21 protein-coding genes are annotated in these 18,008 nt (G+C 56.2%); 5 read left to right on the forward strand and 16 right to left on the reverse strand.

Going from position 1 to position 18,008, the window contains the following annotated elements:
• Window positions 1-11 precede the first annotated feature (11 nt).
• The 10 genes from NFH66_RS13295 to NFH66_RS13340 all read right to left on the reverse strand — a co-directional run bounded on the left by NFH66_RS13295 (window position 12) and on the right by NFH66_RS13340 (window position 8,756).
• Window positions 12-767 (reverse strand): hypothetical protein, encoded by a 756-nt coding sequence (locus NFH66_RS13295; protein ID WP_349610695.1) that lies wholly within the window; start codon window positions 765-767, stop codon window positions 12-14.
• 359 nt (window positions 768-1,126) lie between these two features.
• Entirely contained in the window at window positions 1,127-2,269 is a 1,143-nt protein-coding gene (locus NFH66_RS13300; protein WP_349610696.1) for an AlbA family DNA-binding domain-containing protein, read from the reverse strand.
• A gap of 192 nt (window positions 2,270-2,461) precedes the next feature.
• Window positions 2,462-3,592 (reverse strand): macro domain-containing protein, encoded by a 1,131-nt coding sequence (locus NFH66_RS13305; RefSeq protein ID WP_349610697.1) that lies wholly within the window; start codon window positions 3,590-3,592, stop codon window positions 2,462-2,464.
• Complete coding sequence (locus NFH66_RS13310; RefSeq protein ID WP_349610698.1) at window positions 3,586-4,929, reverse strand: DarT ssDNA thymidine ADP-ribosyltransferase family protein; 1,344 nt, start codon at window positions 4,927-4,929, stop codon at window positions 3,586-3,588. The genes NFH66_RS13305 and NFH66_RS13310 overlap by 7 nt, the downstream gene beginning before the upstream one ends.
• A 130-nt stretch (window positions 4,930-5,059) precedes the next feature.
• Window positions 5,060-5,344 carry a hypothetical protein gene (locus NFH66_RS13315; protein ID WP_349610699.1) on the reverse strand — a complete coding sequence of 95 codons (285 nt, stop codon included), beginning with the start codon at window positions 5,342-5,344 and terminating at the stop codon, window positions 5,060-5,062.
• Window positions 5,345-5,359: 15 nt separating this feature from the next.
• Complete coding sequence (locus tag NFH66_RS13320) at window positions 5,360-5,860, reverse strand: hypothetical protein (protein ID WP_349610700.1); 501 nt, start codon at window positions 5,858-5,860, stop codon at window positions 5,360-5,362.
• Between the two features lie 199 nt (window positions 5,861-6,059).
• Window positions 6,060-6,464, reverse strand: a complete 405-nt coding sequence (locus NFH66_RS13325) for a VOC family protein (protein WP_349610701.1) — start codon at window positions 6,462-6,464, stop codon at window positions 6,060-6,062.
• A gap of 69 nt (window positions 6,465-6,533) precedes the next feature.
• Window positions 6,534-7,325 (reverse strand): ANT(3'')-Ia family aminoglycoside nucleotidyltransferase AadA1, encoded by a 792-nt coding sequence (gene aadA1, locus NFH66_RS13330; RefSeq protein ID WP_001206316.1) that lies wholly within the window; start codon window positions 7,323-7,325, stop codon window positions 6,534-6,536.
• Between the two features lie 13 nt (window positions 7,326-7,338).
• Window positions 7,339-8,103: a class D beta-lactamase gene (blaOXA, locus tag NFH66_RS13335; protein WP_349611739.1), complete on the reverse strand. Its 765-nt coding sequence runs from the start codon at window positions 8,101-8,103 to the stop codon at window positions 7,339-7,341.
• A 308-nt stretch (window positions 8,104-8,411) separates the two neighbouring features.
• Entirely contained in the window at window positions 8,412-8,756 is a 345-nt protein-coding gene (locus tag NFH66_RS13340; RefSeq protein WP_349610702.1) for a DUF427 domain-containing protein, read from the reverse strand.
• A 207-nt stretch (window positions 8,757-8,963) separates the two neighbouring features.
• On the opposite strand from NFH66_RS13340, the gene NFH66_RS13345 reads away from it, so the two are divergent.
• Complete coding sequence (locus NFH66_RS13345) at window positions 8,964-9,620, forward strand: 5'-methylthioadenosine/S-adenosylhomocysteine nucleosidase (protein WP_349610703.1); 657 nt, start codon at window positions 8,964-8,966, stop codon at window positions 9,618-9,620.
• Window positions 9,621-9,710: 90 nt separating this feature from the next.
• Window positions 9,711-10,706 (forward strand): ion transporter, encoded by a 996-nt coding sequence (locus tag NFH66_RS13350; RefSeq protein ID WP_349610704.1) that lies wholly within the window; start codon window positions 9,711-9,713, stop codon window positions 10,704-10,706.
• Window positions 10,707-10,806: 100 nt separating this feature from the next.
• Here NFH66_RS13350 and NFH66_RS13355 read toward each other — a convergent pair whose 3' ends face one another.
• From NFH66_RS13355 to NFH66_RS13375, 5 genes are all read right to left on the reverse strand, one after another.
• Window positions 10,807-11,253 (reverse strand): VOC family protein, encoded by a 447-nt coding sequence (locus NFH66_RS13355; RefSeq protein ID WP_349610705.1) that lies wholly within the window; start codon window positions 11,251-11,253, stop codon window positions 10,807-10,809.
• A 138-nt stretch (window positions 11,254-11,391) separates the two neighbouring features.
• Window positions 11,392-11,820 carry a hypothetical protein gene (locus NFH66_RS13360; protein ID WP_349610706.1) on the reverse strand — a complete coding sequence of 143 codons (429 nt, stop codon included), beginning with the start codon at window positions 11,818-11,820 and terminating at the stop codon, window positions 11,392-11,394.
• An 87-nt stretch (window positions 11,821-11,907) separates the two neighbouring features.
• The gene (locus tag NFH66_RS13365; RefSeq protein WP_349610707.1) at window positions 11,908-12,453 is read right to left on the reverse strand and encodes a DUF6624 domain-containing protein; all 546 of its coding nucleotides are present in this window, start codon (window positions 12,451-12,453) and stop codon (window positions 11,908-11,910) included.
• 91 nt (window positions 12,454-12,544) lie between these two features.
• Window positions 12,545-12,946 carry a GFA family protein gene (locus NFH66_RS13370; protein WP_349610708.1) on the reverse strand — a complete coding sequence of 134 codons (402 nt, stop codon included), beginning with the start codon at window positions 12,944-12,946 and terminating at the stop codon, window positions 12,545-12,547.
• Window positions 12,947-13,380: 434 nt separating this feature from the next.
• Complete coding sequence (locus NFH66_RS13375) at window positions 13,381-13,986, reverse strand: hypothetical protein (RefSeq protein ID WP_349610709.1); 606 nt, start codon at window positions 13,984-13,986, stop codon at window positions 13,381-13,383.
• Between the two features lie 402 nt (window positions 13,987-14,388).
• Here NFH66_RS13375 and NFH66_RS13380 point away from each other — a divergent pair, with 402 nt between their 5' ends.
• From NFH66_RS13380 to NFH66_RS13390, 3 genes are all read left to right on the forward strand, one after another.
• A complete protein-coding gene (locus NFH66_RS13380) occupies window positions 14,389-14,856 on the forward strand; it encodes a (2Fe-2S)-binding protein (protein ID WP_349610710.1) in 468 nt (155 codons plus the stop codon).
• Entirely contained in the window at window positions 14,853-17,198 is a 2,346-nt protein-coding gene (locus NFH66_RS13385) for a xanthine dehydrogenase family protein molybdopterin-binding subunit (RefSeq protein WP_349610711.1), read from the forward strand. The genes NFH66_RS13380 and NFH66_RS13385 overlap by 4 nt, the downstream gene beginning before the upstream one ends.
• 67 nt (window positions 17,199-17,265) lie before the next feature.
• Window positions 17,266-17,403, forward strand: a complete 138-nt coding sequence (locus tag NFH66_RS13390) for a hypothetical protein (RefSeq protein ID WP_349610712.1) — start codon at window positions 17,266-17,268, stop codon at window positions 17,401-17,403.
• Between the two features lie 48 nt (window positions 17,404-17,451).
• On the opposite strand, the gene NFH66_RS13395 is transcribed toward NFH66_RS13390, so the two are convergent.
• Window positions 17,452-17,931, reverse strand: coding sequence for a MerR family transcriptional regulator (locus NFH66_RS13395; protein ID WP_349610713.1), 480 nt, complete (start codon window positions 17,929-17,931; stop codon window positions 17,452-17,454).
• Window positions 17,932-18,008: the final 77 nt, after the last annotated feature.

Below are 18,008 nucleotides of genomic sequence, written 5' to 3' on the forward strand. Positions count from 1 at the left end.
ATGCGAGCACTTCATAGCTCACCTTGTATTCCACCATCTCTCGTTTGTTCAAAAAAGTCGGGGGGCGGCACGACATCTTGGTATTGCTTACGCAAGAACTCGATTTGATCAAGAGTGTTCGAAATGGCTCTTGTCCTGAAGATGGCGAATTTTTTGGCGCTTATGTAAGTTCTCAGCATTGGCACGAAGACATAGAAAGAGAAAGCAGCTAGCCGTTTCCCTTCGTGCTCTAGCGACCGCAGGTAATCCCAGTAGGTGTTAAGTACGTCGGCCTGTTGCTCATCGCTAAATTCGAGAAATTTCCGCTTGCTCTTTAGGTTATCGGCGACGAAGGATCTCAGCGCTAAACGGTTGGTATCGTCAGAATTTAAATAGAGCAACGTATCGAACGCTTGAATAATTTTAATATTGTCATATCCAATGAGTAGCTTGTGATCATCTGGAAGCTTGATAAATGTCATAGGCCCGGCTGCAAGAATGTCGAACTCATCTGTGTCCAACGTAAGCTCAAGAAGCCGGCGGTCACCGGAAAGAATTCGCTCTGTAGCGTCGATATGCGGCCCAATGGTGTGCGTTTGAATGATTAGCTCCGAGTGCACTATCCTGCCAAGTACGTCCACCATGTATCCGACGGCGTAAAGCCGCTGCCTGTGCTCTTTCCGGTATTGATTAAGCGTTTGTACAATCAAGACCGTAAATGAAGCACCCACGGTTGCCAAAAACGGCAACCACAACCTAGCAGTCAGAGAGATCGTTTCTTCTGCCATAATTTCAGATTACATGACAGGTATTAGACTGCCAATCGCATGATTCGATAAATGTGCCGGCACATTTTCTTTTGTTATGCCGCATACCTGCCTCTCCCATTATCCTGAAACAAAAAATTAATATTGATTCGGTTACATAATACCAATCATCGTGTCAGCTGGATAATTCCAATGAACGCACCCGCAGTATTTTCCAGTATTTAGGCTATGAGGCGACAGCAGCCAAACTCAATTCATCAGTATAGACTAACATTACTAGTTCGGCCAGAAGCGAACAGCTAGTACGCTCGACGACTCTTTTGTAGATACCTACTCGACAGCCACAATAACAGGAATGTTGCGTAAGTCTGTGTCCATAATTACTTGGCCAGATCACCTGAGGCATAGAGGTCCGACACACCAGCTAACGTCACTGGGCCAGCAACATCAAACGAATGTTCGATCAATAGCGGGGTCGGTATCTCGTTGGCTAAGATGCGAACCTGAAGCACATAGTTGCCCGGGCCTGATGGCAGGATTGCCAGATCCTCCTCAGCGCGAGTCGTTTGGCCTGGCCGCATCGTTTCTATTGTTACGTGCGCCACCGGTTCGCAACCTCGTTCATCCACGCTCACCCGCTGATTGGCACGTTCGAATATAGTTTGCATGTTGGCAAGGTGGGCGAAACCAGATGAGTCGGGTTCCTCAGGCATATGATCGGCACGAAGTAGCGAAACGGATTCACCCTCCGGACAACGGCACACCATTTCTATGTGTGTGTCCCCGAGAGAGAAGTCAGATTGGTTAGTCAAGGATAACCGCACCTTGATCACACGCTTCCAGTTGGCACGGTAGTTGGCGACGTCTCGCAAGTAGCTTTTGTTGACGTGCTGGTATGAAACGGAATACATGTCGCTTCGCCCCACCGAATAGTCTGGCAAGTCGTCCGGAAAGTTCAGGAACTCCCTTTCGAAGGAGTGTGGCAGGGGCTGGTTCTCCGGTGTTTGGAATAACAGCTGGATCTCGGCTTCGCCTCTCACCATATTGGCCGCTCCCATCATCGCTATCTCTCGAGGTGAGGCGATCCCAGTGGCGCTACCCCGGCGAACATAGACCGTATCCTTGGACAATTTACCGTAGTCCTTCTTGAGGTAGAACGGCCGTTGCTGCTGCGGAATAGAGATCACAGCGATATGCTGGCCATCGAACAACCGTTCCTCGTAACGAAAGGTCAGTTTAGTCTCTAACTTTCCATTCACGAACTCCTGGAGACGAGCATCGTCGATAACGCCTTCTGGAGACAACCCTACTACGTCTGCCGGATGTGGTGGGTTCTCCTTGAATCCCATCAGGATGTATGCGGTGCTATCTCGGTGCGTGTTGGCTAGGGCGAGAATGTCCTTCAAAATCTCCGATTTCTCTTCGTCACTGGCCTTGGCGAACGGGTAGCGTTCGGCTTTGTAGTCCAGATCAGAGCCTTCTCCTCTATAACGTAACTCCTCAAGAAACGCATCGGTGAGCATTTGTTTCCTCCTCTCTAACCCCACTGCTTCCCGTAAGTGCTGGGTGAATTTTCACCCGTCCATCAGCGTATACTCAATTTCCCAATTCGGCCAGAAGCGGCCATTTAGAAAAACTGATATAACGCTCGGCTCTGCGGCTGGCAAAATCAGAGGCGAAGCCGGAGCTTTTGCCAGTCCGTCAGCAGCCGCTTGTTAGGGCTTGATCTCTGTTGAGAAATCACAACCAACCACTTTCACTGGCTCAGAATTTATACTGATAGCCGCCAAATAATCATCATCCTGAAGTTCTTCATATTTAACGAAATATGAATGTATTTTGTTTTTTAAAATAATATTTCTTTGTTTTTCAATCCATTTAAGTCTATCGGTTGTAAAGAAGACTGACTTACAGATAAATATACGACTAAGAACAGAAGGCATATATTCTCTTTTATCGAATTCTGAAAAAGGGTCACCTATGGAAAGAATGGAAATATTTCCATCTTCCTCCTTATCACGCATTTTATTAGCGGAATAATAAATACCGCTCGGCAGGAAAACCCCAGTTTTAACTCCCTTTTTCATAGCAACTAAAGCCATTCGCTTATCGAATGCAGAGCCACCAAACAGAACACTATGATTGTTAACTTCGCAATAGTTTATTAGCTCATTGACGACAGACTTTTCTTCCTCGCTAGGCTTTGTTCCAGAGATTATAGCAATATCAAATTCTGTGGTTAAGTTCCCTAGAACCCAGAGATCTTTTTCTGTATAGCGTGTCAATCCAATCGGATAATGTTTTTCATTCTTCCTTACAAGTCTCACACCTAGATTCTTAAGTTCGGATATCTTTTCAGGCGTGATTGACAGATTTTTTCCAGCCTTTTTAGAAGCTTCAGGCTCAAACACAAGAATATTGTTTGACGTTTTTTCAAGATATTTTAGGATAAGCCGCTTAACTTCCCCCCAATCCAGGCCGCCATGTCCGCAGCCAAGAGCAGGTAATGTTATCGTCAACCCTTCTTTATTCTTTAAGTAATTAGAAAGCCAGATGAGGCCATCTTCAACATACTCATATTCAGAGGGGTTTCTCCAATGATTTTTTGTAGGGAAATTTATGATTTCAATCCCTTTCGAAAACATATCTCCTTGCTTCCAAACAGTAGGCTTTCCAGGGGCAATTTCTTTTTCTTTGCATTGCCGAGCATACTCCTTGAACATCTCAGGGTATTTTTTCTTGAAAGCTAGTGCCACACCAGCACCCATGACGCCAACGCAGTTGACCGTATTGATTCTAATGTCAGCATCAAAATCGAAGAAATCACCTTTAACAAACTCTAGCATGGACTATTGCACCCTAAAACATGAAGCATTCTGCTTTTTAAAGCTTCAATCGATTGCCCATGAGATATTACCCAAAACATATTGATTGAGTTCATGTCTGCCTTAGCAAGAGCTATAAGCATATTTAGATCGTTTTCATTTTCAATAACATCGGCCAATTGTTTTTCATCACGCCCTCTAGCAACAATATCTCCGATCAGATCATCATAGGTCACCAAAATGACTATTTTCCTTATTGATTCCTCACTAAGCCCTCCAATATCCTCAGTGAGGATTCTCTTTAACATAGGCAATGACTTCACGGCATGATCATTATCAGCCCGATTCATCCCATCTATCCCCCATCGAGATTTTGGTCCTTTTCCTATATCGTGCAAATACGCCGACAACAGAACAATTTCTTTATCCTCTTCTGATAGCTCATTATATTCGAGTAACTGATTAAGGCCTTCAGCTACTTTTCTGCTATGTGTGCCAACATCATCTGTATGTGGCCCGTAACTGGCTCTTAATCCATCAATATCATCAAGTTCTTTTATCGAAGAGAAGTTAATTGCTATAGCGTCTAGTGAGGCGCGAATACTTCCATATTTTTTGTGGCTACATGCACTTTCACATATTTCTGAAATAGTCTGTTCAACTTGACTTTTTAGAAATCTAGGACCAGTTATAATTGATTTTTTTCCGCCTTCGTAAAAATTAATGTAGTAGTGGTCTGTATCAAATTGGATTCTTGGGGGCTGTATTCCTTTAGCTAGGAATATCTTTTCCACTTCTCCCTTTATCCATTCATTCCAGACAACGATGTAAGAAACTTCGGAAATATCTACACTGTCAGGTATAAGCAGCTCTGCCATTTTCTGATGCCGATATTCATCTGTTGGGCATCCCCACTTTTTATCATCAATAGCACTCCAGTTTAAAGAGTCAAGCATATTTGCTGATGATAAATTATAAAATCTTGGAGGAGCATCTGTATTTGCGGAAGCGTCGGAAAATACAACTCCCGCTCTTTGTTCAAGAATCTCTATCGGAACTGCAAAATATAACAGTAGGGGCTGGTCTACATTCTTCTTATTAATTACACCAAGTTGCATGGATGTTTTTTTTGAAAAATAAAAAGGAACGTAGTCGTGAACAAACTTTCCTCCAGAGCACAGCACAGGCATAATGCTCCTTCTCCCTTGAATCCCTTGCTCAGCAATGTTCTCGTGAGATACCCCACGAGCATTCTTTAAGTTTGTACACAACAACCCACTATCAATGATCGATTCTAGGTTATCGATCAAAGTAAAATGATACGCGTATCTTCCTTTTAGTCCCTGTGGGATGCTCATAAGCTATTCCTCGCTAATCCGATGTTCGATTGGTGCCCTAACGCCAGAGCTGAGCCGCGTGTCCCCACGTCGGCTCGAGCTCCTTGTTGGGCGGTAACGCGACATACCCCGCATGCCGCTCAGGAAGCGCTCAAGGTATTGATCGCTCCAAGGATACAAAGCGCACGAATTCGGTAACACTACCTGAAAGAATGGGCTTCAATTCTTTGCGAACTTGCTCAAGGTTGAACTCAGGAGATGAGCCCAGGCAGAACACCGCCCCCTCTCTCTTGACTTCGGTGATGCTTGCAAGGGAATTTAACTCGCTCTCAATGCTCTGCAAGCAGGTTTCAACTTCCTCGTCCTCTGGCATGAAAGGTGCGGCTCTACTGAGATCGGCCTGGTCAATACGGCGAAGCGTAAGAACGTAGGTCATGTTATGCCTCAAGGCTTAAAGCGCTTTGTAGTATCCAGGCGGGCAATATGCCTGAGCAAACTGATAAAGCTGTCCCGAAATGTCAAAAGATTTCTTGCAGCTAACGGACTGCTGGGAATAAACCGGCTGTTGAGCAGATTGAGCCTGTCGCTTTTGAACGTTGAGTTGCTGCACCTTTAGAGAAAACTCTGCATCCTGCTGAAACCCAGGAACGTCAGGCCGCTGTAAGGTCTGCCGCACACCATCAGGAAATTCCTGCATCGACACTGATCCATACAGTTCCCGGGCACCACTCGACCAATTCGCACTGCAAGAACGCAAACTGAGATAATTCTGTTGCTTTACCTCACTGTCGTAATACAGGGTTTTTGGCGTATATCCCCAGTTGGTACCGTTACATATAAGAGTCGCACCTTGTGGATAAGAATCGAATGTGACCGGATATTTGGTTGCGCACCCCACAGAAGCCAACACAGTCACAATCAAACCCGCCAGCCTTGCCCCGGATCTCATCATCTCAGTTCTCACTGCTCTCAGTCCTCATCAGTTCTCACAACATGCCGTGGGTCAATCCGAGGCACTTGCGGCCCCGAATCGGGAAAGCTCCTTGCCGCCCAACGCCAACAGCACGCGCGGCTGCGGAATGGAGGCGAAGCCGCAATGTAGTAGACGTCGCCGTGCCTGTGATTGTTAGGAAATGCCGATGGTCCCGACATTACGTCAGATCCTGATAAGGGTTATAGGCTACTTCCCAGTAATGACCCTCCGGATCTTGAAAGTAACCGGAGTAACCGCCCCAGAAAACCTCCACCGCTGGTTTGATAAGTTGGGCACCTGCGGATACAGCCTGACTAAGAACAGCATCAACTCCTGACTTGCTTGCTACATTATGGGCCAATGTAATGCCGGAGAAGCCAGCCTGAGTGGAAATGGCTAACCCGATGTCCTTGGCTAACTCTTCCCGCGGGTAAAGTGCTAACCAGGTTCCCTCCAGGCTGAAAAAGGATATATTGCCACCTTCAAAGTCGTGCTTTGGCAGACCGAGCCCCTCGCCATAAAAACGGGTGGCCCTCTCCAGATTCTCCACACCAAGCGTGATGATGCTGATCTTCGGTTTCATGATTTCCTTCCTAACGCTTGAGTTAAGCCGCGCCGCGAAGCGGCGTCGGCTTGAACGAATTGTTAGACATTATTTGCCGACTACCTTGGTGATCTCGCCTTTCACGTAGTGAACAAATTCTTCCAACTGATCTGCGCGGGAGGCCAAGCGATCTTCTTCTTGTCCAAGATAAGCCTGTCTAGCTTCAAGTATGACGGGCTGATACTGGGCCGGCAGGCGCTCCATTGCCCAGTCGGCAGCGACATCCTTCGGCGCGATTTTGCCGGTTACTGCGCTGTACCAAATGCGGGACAACGTAAGCACTACATTTCGCTCATCGCCAGCCCAGTCGGGCGGCGAGTTCCATAGCGTTAAGGTTTCATTTAGCGCCTCAAATAGATCCTGTTCAGGAACCGGATCAAAGAGTTCCTCCGCCGCTGGACCTACCAAGGCAACGCTATGTTCTCTTGCTTTTGTCAGCAAGATAGCCAGATCAATGTCGATCGTGGCTGGCTCGAAGATACCTGCAAGAATGTCATTGCGCTGCCATTCTCCAAATTGCAGTTCGCGCTTAGCTGGATAACGCCACGGAATGATGTCGTCGTGCACAACAATGGTGACTTCTACAGCGCGGAGAATCTCGCTCTCTCCAGGGGAAGCCGAAGTTTCCAAAAGGTCGTTGATCAAAGCTCGCCGCGTTGTTTCATCAAGCCTTACGGTCACCGTAACCAGCAAATCAATATCACTGTGTGGCTTCAGGCCGCCATCCACTGCGGAGCCGTACAAATGTACGGCCAGCAACGTCGGTTCGAGATGGCGCTCGATGACGCCAACTACCTCTGATAGTTGAGTCGATACTTCGGCGATCACCGCTTCCCTCATGATGTTTAACGCTTCAATCAGCCGACGCTTTAGCGGTCGGCTGCATTGATTTGTTAGGCGGTAGTGCTCGAATGGATATAAGAATGTCCCGCGCTATAGCCTCTCTTTTATACAGATCCTCCCATCTATTGGGAGTGTCTATATTCAATGCAAAGAAAACAGGGCCAGCGGACCACTCGACCCAACCGACCCACCAGCCGTGACGGCCTTCCCATCCAGTTTTCGCACGTAATATCCAGTCTTTCTCAGCTTCAACTATCATAACATCCTTCAAAAGACGTTGATGTTCTAGCTCAAACGGAAGATCATTTTGATATAGCTTTTTTAAAAAAACCACCTGCTCTTCAGCAGAGATAGCAAGCTTTCCATCGACCCAATAAGCACCGCCCTTGGTACTAGGGTCCATATTTCCGTAGCTGATTCTACTTAGGTAGGACCGTGCTTTCTCCTCACCGATCGCCTTAGCAAATTTTTCATACACCCAGAGTGCAGAATGTCGCATAGCCGAGCGCAAGTTCTGATCTTGATTGTGCGGCGCATAACCTCTTTTCACTCCGTCCCAAGGAAATACCTGAAACTCGTCTTTAACTACTCCTGCATCTAAAGCAAAAAGAGTATGCGGAACTTTGAACGTGGAAGCTGGAGAATAGCGCTTCCCAGCGCGCGTTCTGTCATAAACACTAACCTTTTCGGCTGAAGCGCGACTATCAACGATTAGAATCGTTCCTGTCGCTTCATGTTTGTCAAAGAATTCCTTCCATTCAGGCCTATCGAGTATTTTATCCTGAGCGAAAATTTCAGGAATAAAAAATATGGAAAGCAAAAAGAAAATGAAGTATCTAGTATGCACCTTGCCTCCTTGGACGCCTAACAGTTGTATTATGTAGCATGCTTGATATTCCACTTGAACGCGCACGCGCGTTCAACAATATTATGCTACGCGCCCACCCCCTCTCATCCTATTGAAATTCCTATATATTAAGTATAGCTCGGCAGTATAGCACCAATCATCGTGCATGCTGCATATCCCCAATGAATGTGCCTGCTGCCTTTGCCCCCATAGCCGCTTTGGGTCGAAAACGGACGTCACTTAACAATCTCCGTCACCTTACTGGCATCGAAAGCCAGCCGTCCGGCGATCGCCTGCATCTCGACGATCGGCCACTCATAGCTCCAAGCTACATCGGCAATATCGGGCAGCGAGAAATAGGTGCTATCGCCCTTGAACGGGCAATGGGTCACGGTGGCAGATACTGAAAGCTTCGCCATATCCACGTCCCCTTTGGGTACATATTGACGGTGTGGATATCCGTATTCGCGCAGCTCGATGGCGTTGCGGGTATCGGCGATCAGGTTGTCACCAGCAAGGATGCGCACCCGCCGGGAGTGCGGATGCAGGGTAATACGGGGGTCGGCGGTGTGATCGGCCATCGGCAGCTCCCTTGCGAACCGGCTGATCTATCAGCCTAGAACGAGGGCCTCAGAATGTCACCGCCTGGTGACAAATTTGATTTGGCCTTTGATCTGCGTCTATCTTCCGCGAACCGTCCGCTCAGCACCAGCCGGACCATCGTGATTGGCACCAACGCCCCTGCCCGCCATGATGGTGGCTTTATTGGGCTGCGGGAGACTCTCGGGATGAGCAATACACCACGCACACCGGCGCCGCTGACGGAATTAGGCGGCCGGTCGATCCTCTTCGTGATGGCGGCTGAGCCTGAATACGGCCCGCATCTTCGGGAGCGCTTCACGCCCTTCATGACCGGCGTGGGGCCGGTCGAGGCGGCGGTGGAACTCACCGCGGCGCTGGCGGGGCTGGAGGCGCGCGGGCGGCTGCCGGACCTGGTGGTGTCGCTGGGCTCGGCGGGCAGCCGGGCGCTGGAGCAGACCGAGGTCTACCAGGCGACCTCGGTGGCCTACCGCGACATGGACGCCACCCCGCTTGGCTTCGCGACGGGCGTCACGCCCTTCCTCGACCTGCCGGCCACCCTGCCCCTGCCGCTGCGCATTCCCGGGATTCACGAGGCGACGCTCTCCACCGGAGCCGATATCGTCTCCGGCGCGGCCTATGACGCCATCACCGCCGACATGGTGGACATGGAGAGCTACGCCGGCCTGCGCGCCTGCACGCGCTTTGCGGTGCCGCTGGTGGTGCTGCGCGGCATCTCCGACGGCAAGGCGGAGCTGAACCATATCGACGACTGGACGGAATACCTTCACATCATCGACGAGAAGCTGGCCGGCGCCGTGGACCGCCTCGAGGCGGCGATCCGGGAGGGGCTGCTGACGCGCTGAGGCGCCGGGCCCGGGGTGGCGTTCAGTGCCGTCCGGGCGCCGAGCTTCTAGGCTGGGGAGGAGGATTCGCACCGCCAAAGGAGAGTAGAAATGTCCGCCACCCGCAGGACCTCCCCCGCCCTGGAGCGGGTCCACCTGGTGTGGGACCTGCTCATCATCGTGCTGGTGATCGCCAACCTGGCCCTGCTGCTGTTCGACAGCCTCTACTTGCTGCCGCCGCTGAACGCCGCCTTCGAGGCCGTGGCCCCGGGCCTGCACGGCGCCTACGAGCAGCATATCCACGCCAACTTCCTCGCCATCGACCTGGCATTCGTGTCGATCTTCCTGTTCGACGTGCTGCTGGGCTGGGCGGTGGCCATCGCCGAGCGCCACTACCATCGCTGGTTCTTCTACCCCTTCGTGCACTGGTACGACGTGCTCGGCTGCATCCCGCTTAGTGGCTTTCGGCTGCTGCGCATCCTGCGCGTCATCTCGCTGCTGCACCGCCTGCAGCGCATGGGGCTGATCGACGTGCGCCGCTGGTATCTCTACTCCGTGGTCGCCAAGTACTACGACATCCTGCTCGAGGAGCTCACCGACCGCATCGCCCTGCGCATGCTCGACAACGTGCAGCGGGAGATCCGCCAGAGCGACGGGTTCTCCGCCCCGCTGATGGAGCGGGTGGTCCGGCCCCGCAAGCAGGCGCTGATCCACGAGATCGGCCAGCGGCTGGAGGCCATGGCGGGCGACACCTATGCCCACAACCGCGCCGACACCCTGCGCTACGTGCGCGGGCTGGTCGGCCGTACCCTGGCGGAGAGCCCGGAGCTCAAGCGCCTCGGGCGCCTGCCGCTGGGCGGCCAGCTGACCCGGGGGCTCGAGGCTTCGCTCTCCGACCTGGCCTGCCGCCTGGTTGACGAGGCCCTGGCGGGCCTCAAGTCGGCGGAGTTCTCCGCCCTGGTGGAGCACCTGGCCGAGAGCGGCTTCGATGCCTGGCTGCGCACCGACCCGCAGACCGAGCGGATCACCGAGCAGGTGCTGGTGGACATGCTGGAGCTGCTCAAGGAGCAGATCGCGGTCAAGGGCTGGCAGCACCGCTATCAGTAAGCCGTAGGCCCGCCGGCGGTCACTCCATGAAAAAGCCGCCATGGTCGGGAAGGCCATGGCGGCATGAGGTCGGCCGCGCGCCGGTGCCTGCTGCGCCTTGTCATGCAGGCTCATCTGATGGGCCGACCCAAAACAATGGATTATGCGCTATTTCCCACAGATAACCGTCTGGATCGGCAAAATATCCGGCATACCCACCCCAGCTGGTTTTCTGTGCGGGCTTGGTCACTACGGCACCCGCGGAGGCAGCCTGAGCCATAACGTGATCTACCTCCTGCTCAGAGCTCACATTGTGCGCTAGGCTAAACCCCGCAAATCCGCTTGTGCCCCCAACGACTGACGCATCTGCGGCCAGTGCTTCGCGACCGTATAAACCTAGCCAAGTACCATTCAACGTAAAAAATGCCACCTCAGGCGGAGATTCCATTCGCGGAAGCCCGAGCCCCCTCTCATAAAACGCCACAGAGCGCTTCAGGTCACTTACTCCCAAGGTGACCATGCTAATCCTTGGTTTCATAATTGCCCCCCCCGCATCACTGTTCAGCATTTTTCACGTCCCCGGTTTTACCCAACGTAGCGCGCCTGGTGGACAAAACCCAACGTCAGAACATGGTAGCCCCATCCGCTATCCTCATTTTCAGGCGGCCTCCTGAATATTCCAGGCCAATGCTCCTGAACTCAAGCCTCAAGAATGGGTGCCGTCTTCGGCGTTCTTCTTGCTTGACTTGTTAGCACTCTTTAGCTCGAACCCCCTGACTATCACATATGCAATAAGTGCGAATATGAATACAACCAGGTACATCCAGGCGATACTTTGTAGGGTTTCAATGATGGTTCGATAGATCTCTATAATCCATCGCTCTGACGTTAACTCCAGAATCTCAGCGTCTTTATGGATTGCCGTGATGTAACGTTCTAGATCATAGATGCGTACACCACCGGAGATACCGACCACATATGTTGCAAAAATCACATATTTTTGCCACGCAGCACTAATGGCGTCCTGAATTATTCGATCAAATATCTCCCTCACTGGTGATTTGAAAACGCAAACAACCATAAACGAGACGAAGACTGACAAGGAAAATGTCACAAATAACAGTGTAAAGAACATGATCTCTCCCTGGAACATTAACGCTGAGCACAGCGGCGACCTTGACGCAGCGAAGCGGAGGCAAGGGCATCCGAGTGCCGCGTTTTGTTAACTGGTTTGTTCGATATTGGCACGGCGCTTCCGCTCCTGCTCAGTCATCTGCTCCTGGCGCTCCTCGATGGAATTCAGCCCGAGACGCGCACGGCGTTCATTAACCGTAGCAGAATCCTCGATAGGAAACGGTGTTGGCCAACCGTTTTCATCAATATCAAACTGGGTGCCGTAATGTTGGGGCTGGCCAGATAGAGTACACACCCGGTCCTGGAGGAAGGCCAACTGCCAGCCCGCTACATCCTCTCTTGCAACGGCATCTTCCAGTAGCGCGACACATTCACCCATGAACTCGGGATCTGAAACAGAATGCTGAACGACCAGCCATGCAGCTTTGGCGGCCTGTTCCCCAACTAACGAAATACCGGGCCAGCCGTGAGCATGAATAATCTCTTTCAGGCGAAAAGCATTCTGCTCATGCAGGACTTTCATCCGGGGATGATAAGACTCAGACGGCAGCTCGCCGGAATCGAAGAGGTACTGCAATAACCGCTGGTCTTCCGCCATCATAGTGACCAGCTCATCCGCAAGATTCTGATTCATGAGCTCCTTACCAGTTAACGATTGGCTTTGCGGCGCGCCGGAGCGCAGCGTAGGTGCGTCCGCCAACAGCCACTGGTTATGTGGTGGTAGCTCAATTTGGAAGCCCCTTGAACTTTGGCACTTCCCCTAACTCCCCATCCCAAGCAGCTTTGCTGGATGAAAAGATGTGCGCTGTTGGCGACATAGAGATATCAGTGTCCAAACACCCTGCCGGAACGATGAGTAAACCTGCGACCCGAGTGTTCGGCAACGCTGAGCCACACATCTTACAAAAACTTTTGCTATGACGAGTGCCTGGAAGCGTAAAGGAAGTCACAGCATCTACACCCGACCGCCAGACCAATTTAGCTGACTGTGAGAATAAATTTGCCGCATGAGCCGAACCCGTATCTTTTTGGCAATACTGGCAATGGCACAGGTAAAAGCTATCGAACTCACCTTTTACCTCAAAGCTCACGGTGCCACACAGACAAGAACCGATATGATCAGTCATCAGAACCCCTTCCATGGCCTGTGGATAGTACACACATAACTGTTCAGCATTTCTTCGCCGTGCGCAGCATGGCGGATAAATGCCTGTTGGACTAAGCCGCCCATCAGACTGCTAAACGGCTTCTATAGGGTATTGTATTGGCCGGTGTGCGACCTGAGACGTCAGGTCGCGCGCATACGGATCTGTTGTGACGCGCTCGGGTCGTGATGTTGGCCATGATCCCAGTTCCCTCCGGGCCCAATTTGCCCCAACGTAGCGCGCCTGCTGGTCGAAATCCATCACCGGGACGAGCGCCGCTGCGACCCGCGAGCGGGCCGGATCGCCGAGCCCGTTGAGTGAGTAGCGCGTTAACTCATGCTCGATAGCGTGGCTCCCTATGGTTGTGGGGTCGGCTACGTTTGAGTCGCCGGGGCGACACTCTCGACGGGTCGAGCCTAGAGAGTGCCCTCGCTACCCATGAACTGGACGCCCGCGGTGGTGCCGTCGCGGTAGGCAATGCATTGCCAGGGAGCATCCTGCGCGCCGACGGCCGCGCGCACCAGGGTGCCGGCCTCGGCGAAGGACGAGTCGATCAGTCGCACATCGCGATTACCGGTCTGGCTGATGATGGCCGCGAGGCAGGCCTGCTCCGCCGCCGTCGGCGTGGCCGACGCGGTGCCGCCCGCGCCACATTCGGCGGGCGAGACGGAGGTCACCGAGGTATAGCGACCGTCACCCGTCACGATCTCGGCGCACTTCTTCGCCGAGGCGTTGTACCAATACGCTGTCAGGCCCTCCGTCCGGACCAGCTCATAGCCGCGTACACGCAGACCGCCCTCCGCTTGCCCCGCCCGGGCGCCGACGAAGCCCGACAGGTCAGCCGTCATTCCTTGAACGGCACCGCTCACGGACGCACTGCTGGCGGTGCTGCTCGTGAGTGCGCTGTTGGCAGAGTCGCTCATGGGCGCACTGCTTACGTTGCCGGTTCCGCCACAGCCGGCGAGTGACAGCGCTCCGAGCGCCAGCACGATCACGCAAGCCTTGTTGCTGCGTTTTTTCATGTCGGATTCCTCTTCATCGCTGTTGCCATGAAGCCCTGCTTACCGGGAGCAGATCTTCGCCAGCCGAAGTGCTGGCCGTCTTTTTTATGTCTTGAGCCGTTCGGCATCGTCAAACACTACTGAAGATAGCGGCTGCCCACGCGGACCACTGATTAATTTGATCAATCATGGGCTTTCCCAGCGTCATCATCGGCGAACATCACGGTAAGGTGGGGCTTTCTTCCTGCTCGAAGCGCTGCAGCATCGGATGTGACACCGCCATCCATGAATTCGCTTCATAACAGCATCCTGGCTGACAGGCTTGTTCCCTGGCGTCTCCCTTGCCACCGTGTAGGGCGGTTCGACCCGTATCGCCTCGACGGTCGTGCCCCCCGAACCGACAGAAAGCTCCAGGAGAGAGTGATGCCCACCCTGACGATCAACGGCCAACAGCATGACGTGGACGTGCCGGAGCGGATGCCGCTGCTCTGGGCGCTGCGCGACGTGGTCAACCTGCCCGGCACCAAGTTCGGCTGTGGCATGGGCCTGTGCGGCGCCTGCACGGTACATCTGGACGGCCAGGCCACGCGCTCCTGCATCACCCCGGTCTCCGCCGCCCAGGGGCGCGTGATCACCACCATCGAGGCGCTGGCCGAGGACGCCACCGGCCAGAAGGTCCAGCAGGCCTGGCTGGATCTGGGCGTGGCGCAGTGCGGCTACTGCCAGAGCGGCCAGATCATGAGCGCCACCGCGCTGCTCAAGCAGACGCCGGACCCCAGCGACGCGCAGATCGTCGAGGCCATGAGCGGCAATCTCTGCCGCTGCGGCACCTACCAGCGCATCCAGCAGGCGATCCACCGCGCCGCCGGCCACGAGGAGGAGCAGGCATGAGTGACACTCGCGACACGCTGCTGCTGGCCAACGTCAGCCGCCGCCACGTGCTCAAGGGCCTGGCGGCCACCGGGGCGCTGGTGCTCGCCGCGCGCTGGGACCTGTCCCTGGCCCAGGAGGAGGAACAACAGTATGGCGCCGACGCCATGCCCCACGGCTGGGTGGACGACCCCAACGTCTTCCTCCATATCGCCCCGGACGGCACGGTCACCGTGGTCAACCATCGCGCCGAGATGGGCCAGGGGATCCGCACCAGCCTGGTGATGGTGGCCGCCGACGAGCTGGGCGCCGACTGGGCGCGCGTCCGTGTCGAGCAGGCGCCGGGCGACGAGGAGACCTACGGCAACCAGAACACCGACGGCTCGCGCAGCATGCGCCACTGGTTCGATCCCATGCGCCGCGCCGCGGCCTCGGCGCGCACCATGCTCGAGCAGGCGGCGGCCGCCCGGTGGGGCGTGCCGGTCGACGAGTGCCGGGCCGGCGTCCAGGTGATCGTCCACGCGCCCAGCGGCCGGGAATTCGGCTTCGGCGAACTCGCCGCCGCGGCCAGCCAGCTGCCGGTGCCGGAGCGCGACACCCTGCGCCTCAAGTCCCGCGACGAATGGCGCTACATCGGCCAGCCGACCGGCCCGACCCGCGAGCGGCGCGGCGACGCGGTCAACCGTCCGCTGGCCATCGACGGCGAGACGATCGTCCAGGGCCGTGCCGTGTACGGGGCCGACGTGCGCCGCGACGACATGCTGTTCGCGGTGATCGCCCGGCCGCCCGTCTACGGCGCGAGGCTCGCCAGCGTCGACGACACCGCCGCCCTGGCGGTGCCGGGTGTGCGGCGTACGGTGACGATCGAGGGCACCGGCCAGCCCGCCGGCTTCCAGCCACTGGGCGGCGTGGCGGTGGTGGCCGACAACACCTGGGCGGCCATTGAGGGCCGCAAGGCGCTGACGCTCGAGTGGGACCTCGAGCCCGCGGGCAACAATGCCGACTACGACTCGGCGGCGTATTACGAGACCCTGGAGGCAGCCTCGCGCTCGCCAGGGCAGATCATCCGCGACCACGGCGATACCGAGGCCGCCCTCGGGGAGGCCGAGACGCGTCTCGAGGCGACCTACAGCATGCCGCACATGGCCCAGGCGCCCATGGAGCCGCCGGTGGCCCTGGCCCGGGTGGCCGACGGCCGCGCCGAGATCTGGGCGCCGGTGCAGAATCCCCAGGCCGCGCGCGAGGGCGTCGCCAGTCTTCTGGGGCTGGAGTACGAGAACGTGACCGTCCACGTGACCCTGCTGGGCGGCGGCTTCGGTCGCAAGTCCAAGCCCGACTACATCTTCGAGGCCGCCAGCCTGGCCGCCGAGCTGGAGGGGCGCCCGGTGCGGGTGCAGTGGACCCGCGAGGACGACCTCCACCACGCCTACTTCCATGCGGTGTCGCTGGATCGCCTGGAGGCGGGCCTGGACGCCGACGGCACGGCGGTCGGCTGGCGCCACCGCACCCTGTCGCCGAGCATCGGCTCGCTGTTCGCCGAGGATCCCGAGCACAAGCAGGCGTTCGAGCTCGGCATGGGCTTCAACACCCTGCCCTTCGACATCCCCGCCATCCGCCTGGAGAACCCCGAGGCCGAGGCCCATGTGCGCATCGGCTGGTTCCGCTCAGTGTTCAACCTGCCCCACGCCTTCGCCATCCAGAGCTTCGCCGCCGAGCTCGCCGCCGCCGCTGGGCGCGACCACCGCGACTACCTGCTCGAGCTGCTCGGCCCGGCGCGCCGGATCGACCCGCGGGAGATCGGCGAGAGCTGGAACTATGATGAGGACCCGGAGCGCTACCCGATCGACATCGGCCGGCTGCGCGGGGTGATCGAGACCGCCACCGAGGCGGCCGAGTGGGATCGCGAGCGCCCCGCAGGCCGCGGCCTGGGCCTGGCCGTGCATCACAGCTTCGCCTCCTACGCCGCCGTGGTCTTCGACGTGGAGGTCGATGAGGCCGGCGAGCTCACCATCCACAGCGCCGACATCGCCTTCGACTGCGGTCCGCAGGTCAACCCCGAGCGCATCCGTGCGCAGATGGAGGGCTCCTGCATCATGGGGATCGGCATCGCCCTGCACAGCGAGATCACCGCCAGCGACGGGCGCATCGAGCAGGACAACTTCCACCAGTACCTGATCCCGCGCATGGCGAACGCGCCCCGGGTGACCCGCGTGCACCTGATCAACGACGATCCCGAGGTGGCCATGGGCGGCGTCGGCGAGCCGGGGCTCCCCCCGGTGGCACCGGCCTTGTGCAATGCCATCTACGCAGCCTCGGGCAAGCGCATCCGGCGCCTGCCTGTCGGCAATCAGCTGGTGAGCTGACCATGCAGCATCTGGACCGGCAAGTGATCGAGCGCGCCCTGGCGTGGACCCGCGAGGGGCAGGCCTTATGGCTATGCACGGTGCTCGCCACCTTCGGCGCTACCCCGAGCGCTGCGGCCTCCTCAAGGTCGAGGATCCCGGCGTGCTCCTCGATATCGACGTCGTCGGTGACCTCCCCCGGGGTGCCCGGCACCGCGGGGCCTGACGGCGGCCGCGGACCGACGGACCTATCGCACTCAGCTGAGTCACGCCCTCAGCGACGCCGCGCCGCGGGCGGCTCGCCGAGGTCGTGGGCGCCGCCGTGGGAGGTCTCGCTGTCGCACAGCCGGTGGTCGCTTAGCACCTCGATGATGCGACAGCTCTCCACCTTGCCGCCGGCGCACTGGCCGACCATCCGCTTCAGTTCGTCGCGCAGCGCGGCGAGCCGCCGTAGCCGCGACTCCACCTCCTCCAGATGGTGCTTGGCGAGGGCGTCGACCTCGTCGCAGCACATGTCGGGCCGGTCCGACATCGCCAGCAGCTCGCGTACCGCCTCCACCGAGAAGCCGAAGTCCCGGGCGTGGCGGATGAAGGTCAGCCGCCGCACGGCGTCTTCTCCGTAGCGGCGCTGCCCGCCTTCGGTGCGCGAGGCCGCCCGCAGCAGCCCGACCTGCTCGTAGTAGCGCACGGTTTCCGGCCGGCAGCCGGCCCGCCGGGCCAGCGCGCCGATGCCGAGGGTGGGCGTCTCCGACATGAGGACCTCCTCGCTGCAGGGGTGGGCTTTTTCACTCGGCCCTGTTTATGGGGGCTTACACCTCAGACCGCCACTTG

Origin of the sequence: Halomonas sp. H10-9-1, from assembly GCF_040147005.1 — a bacterium.
Classification (GTDB): domain Bacteria; phylum Pseudomonadota; class Gammaproteobacteria; order Pseudomonadales; family Halomonadaceae; genus Halomonas.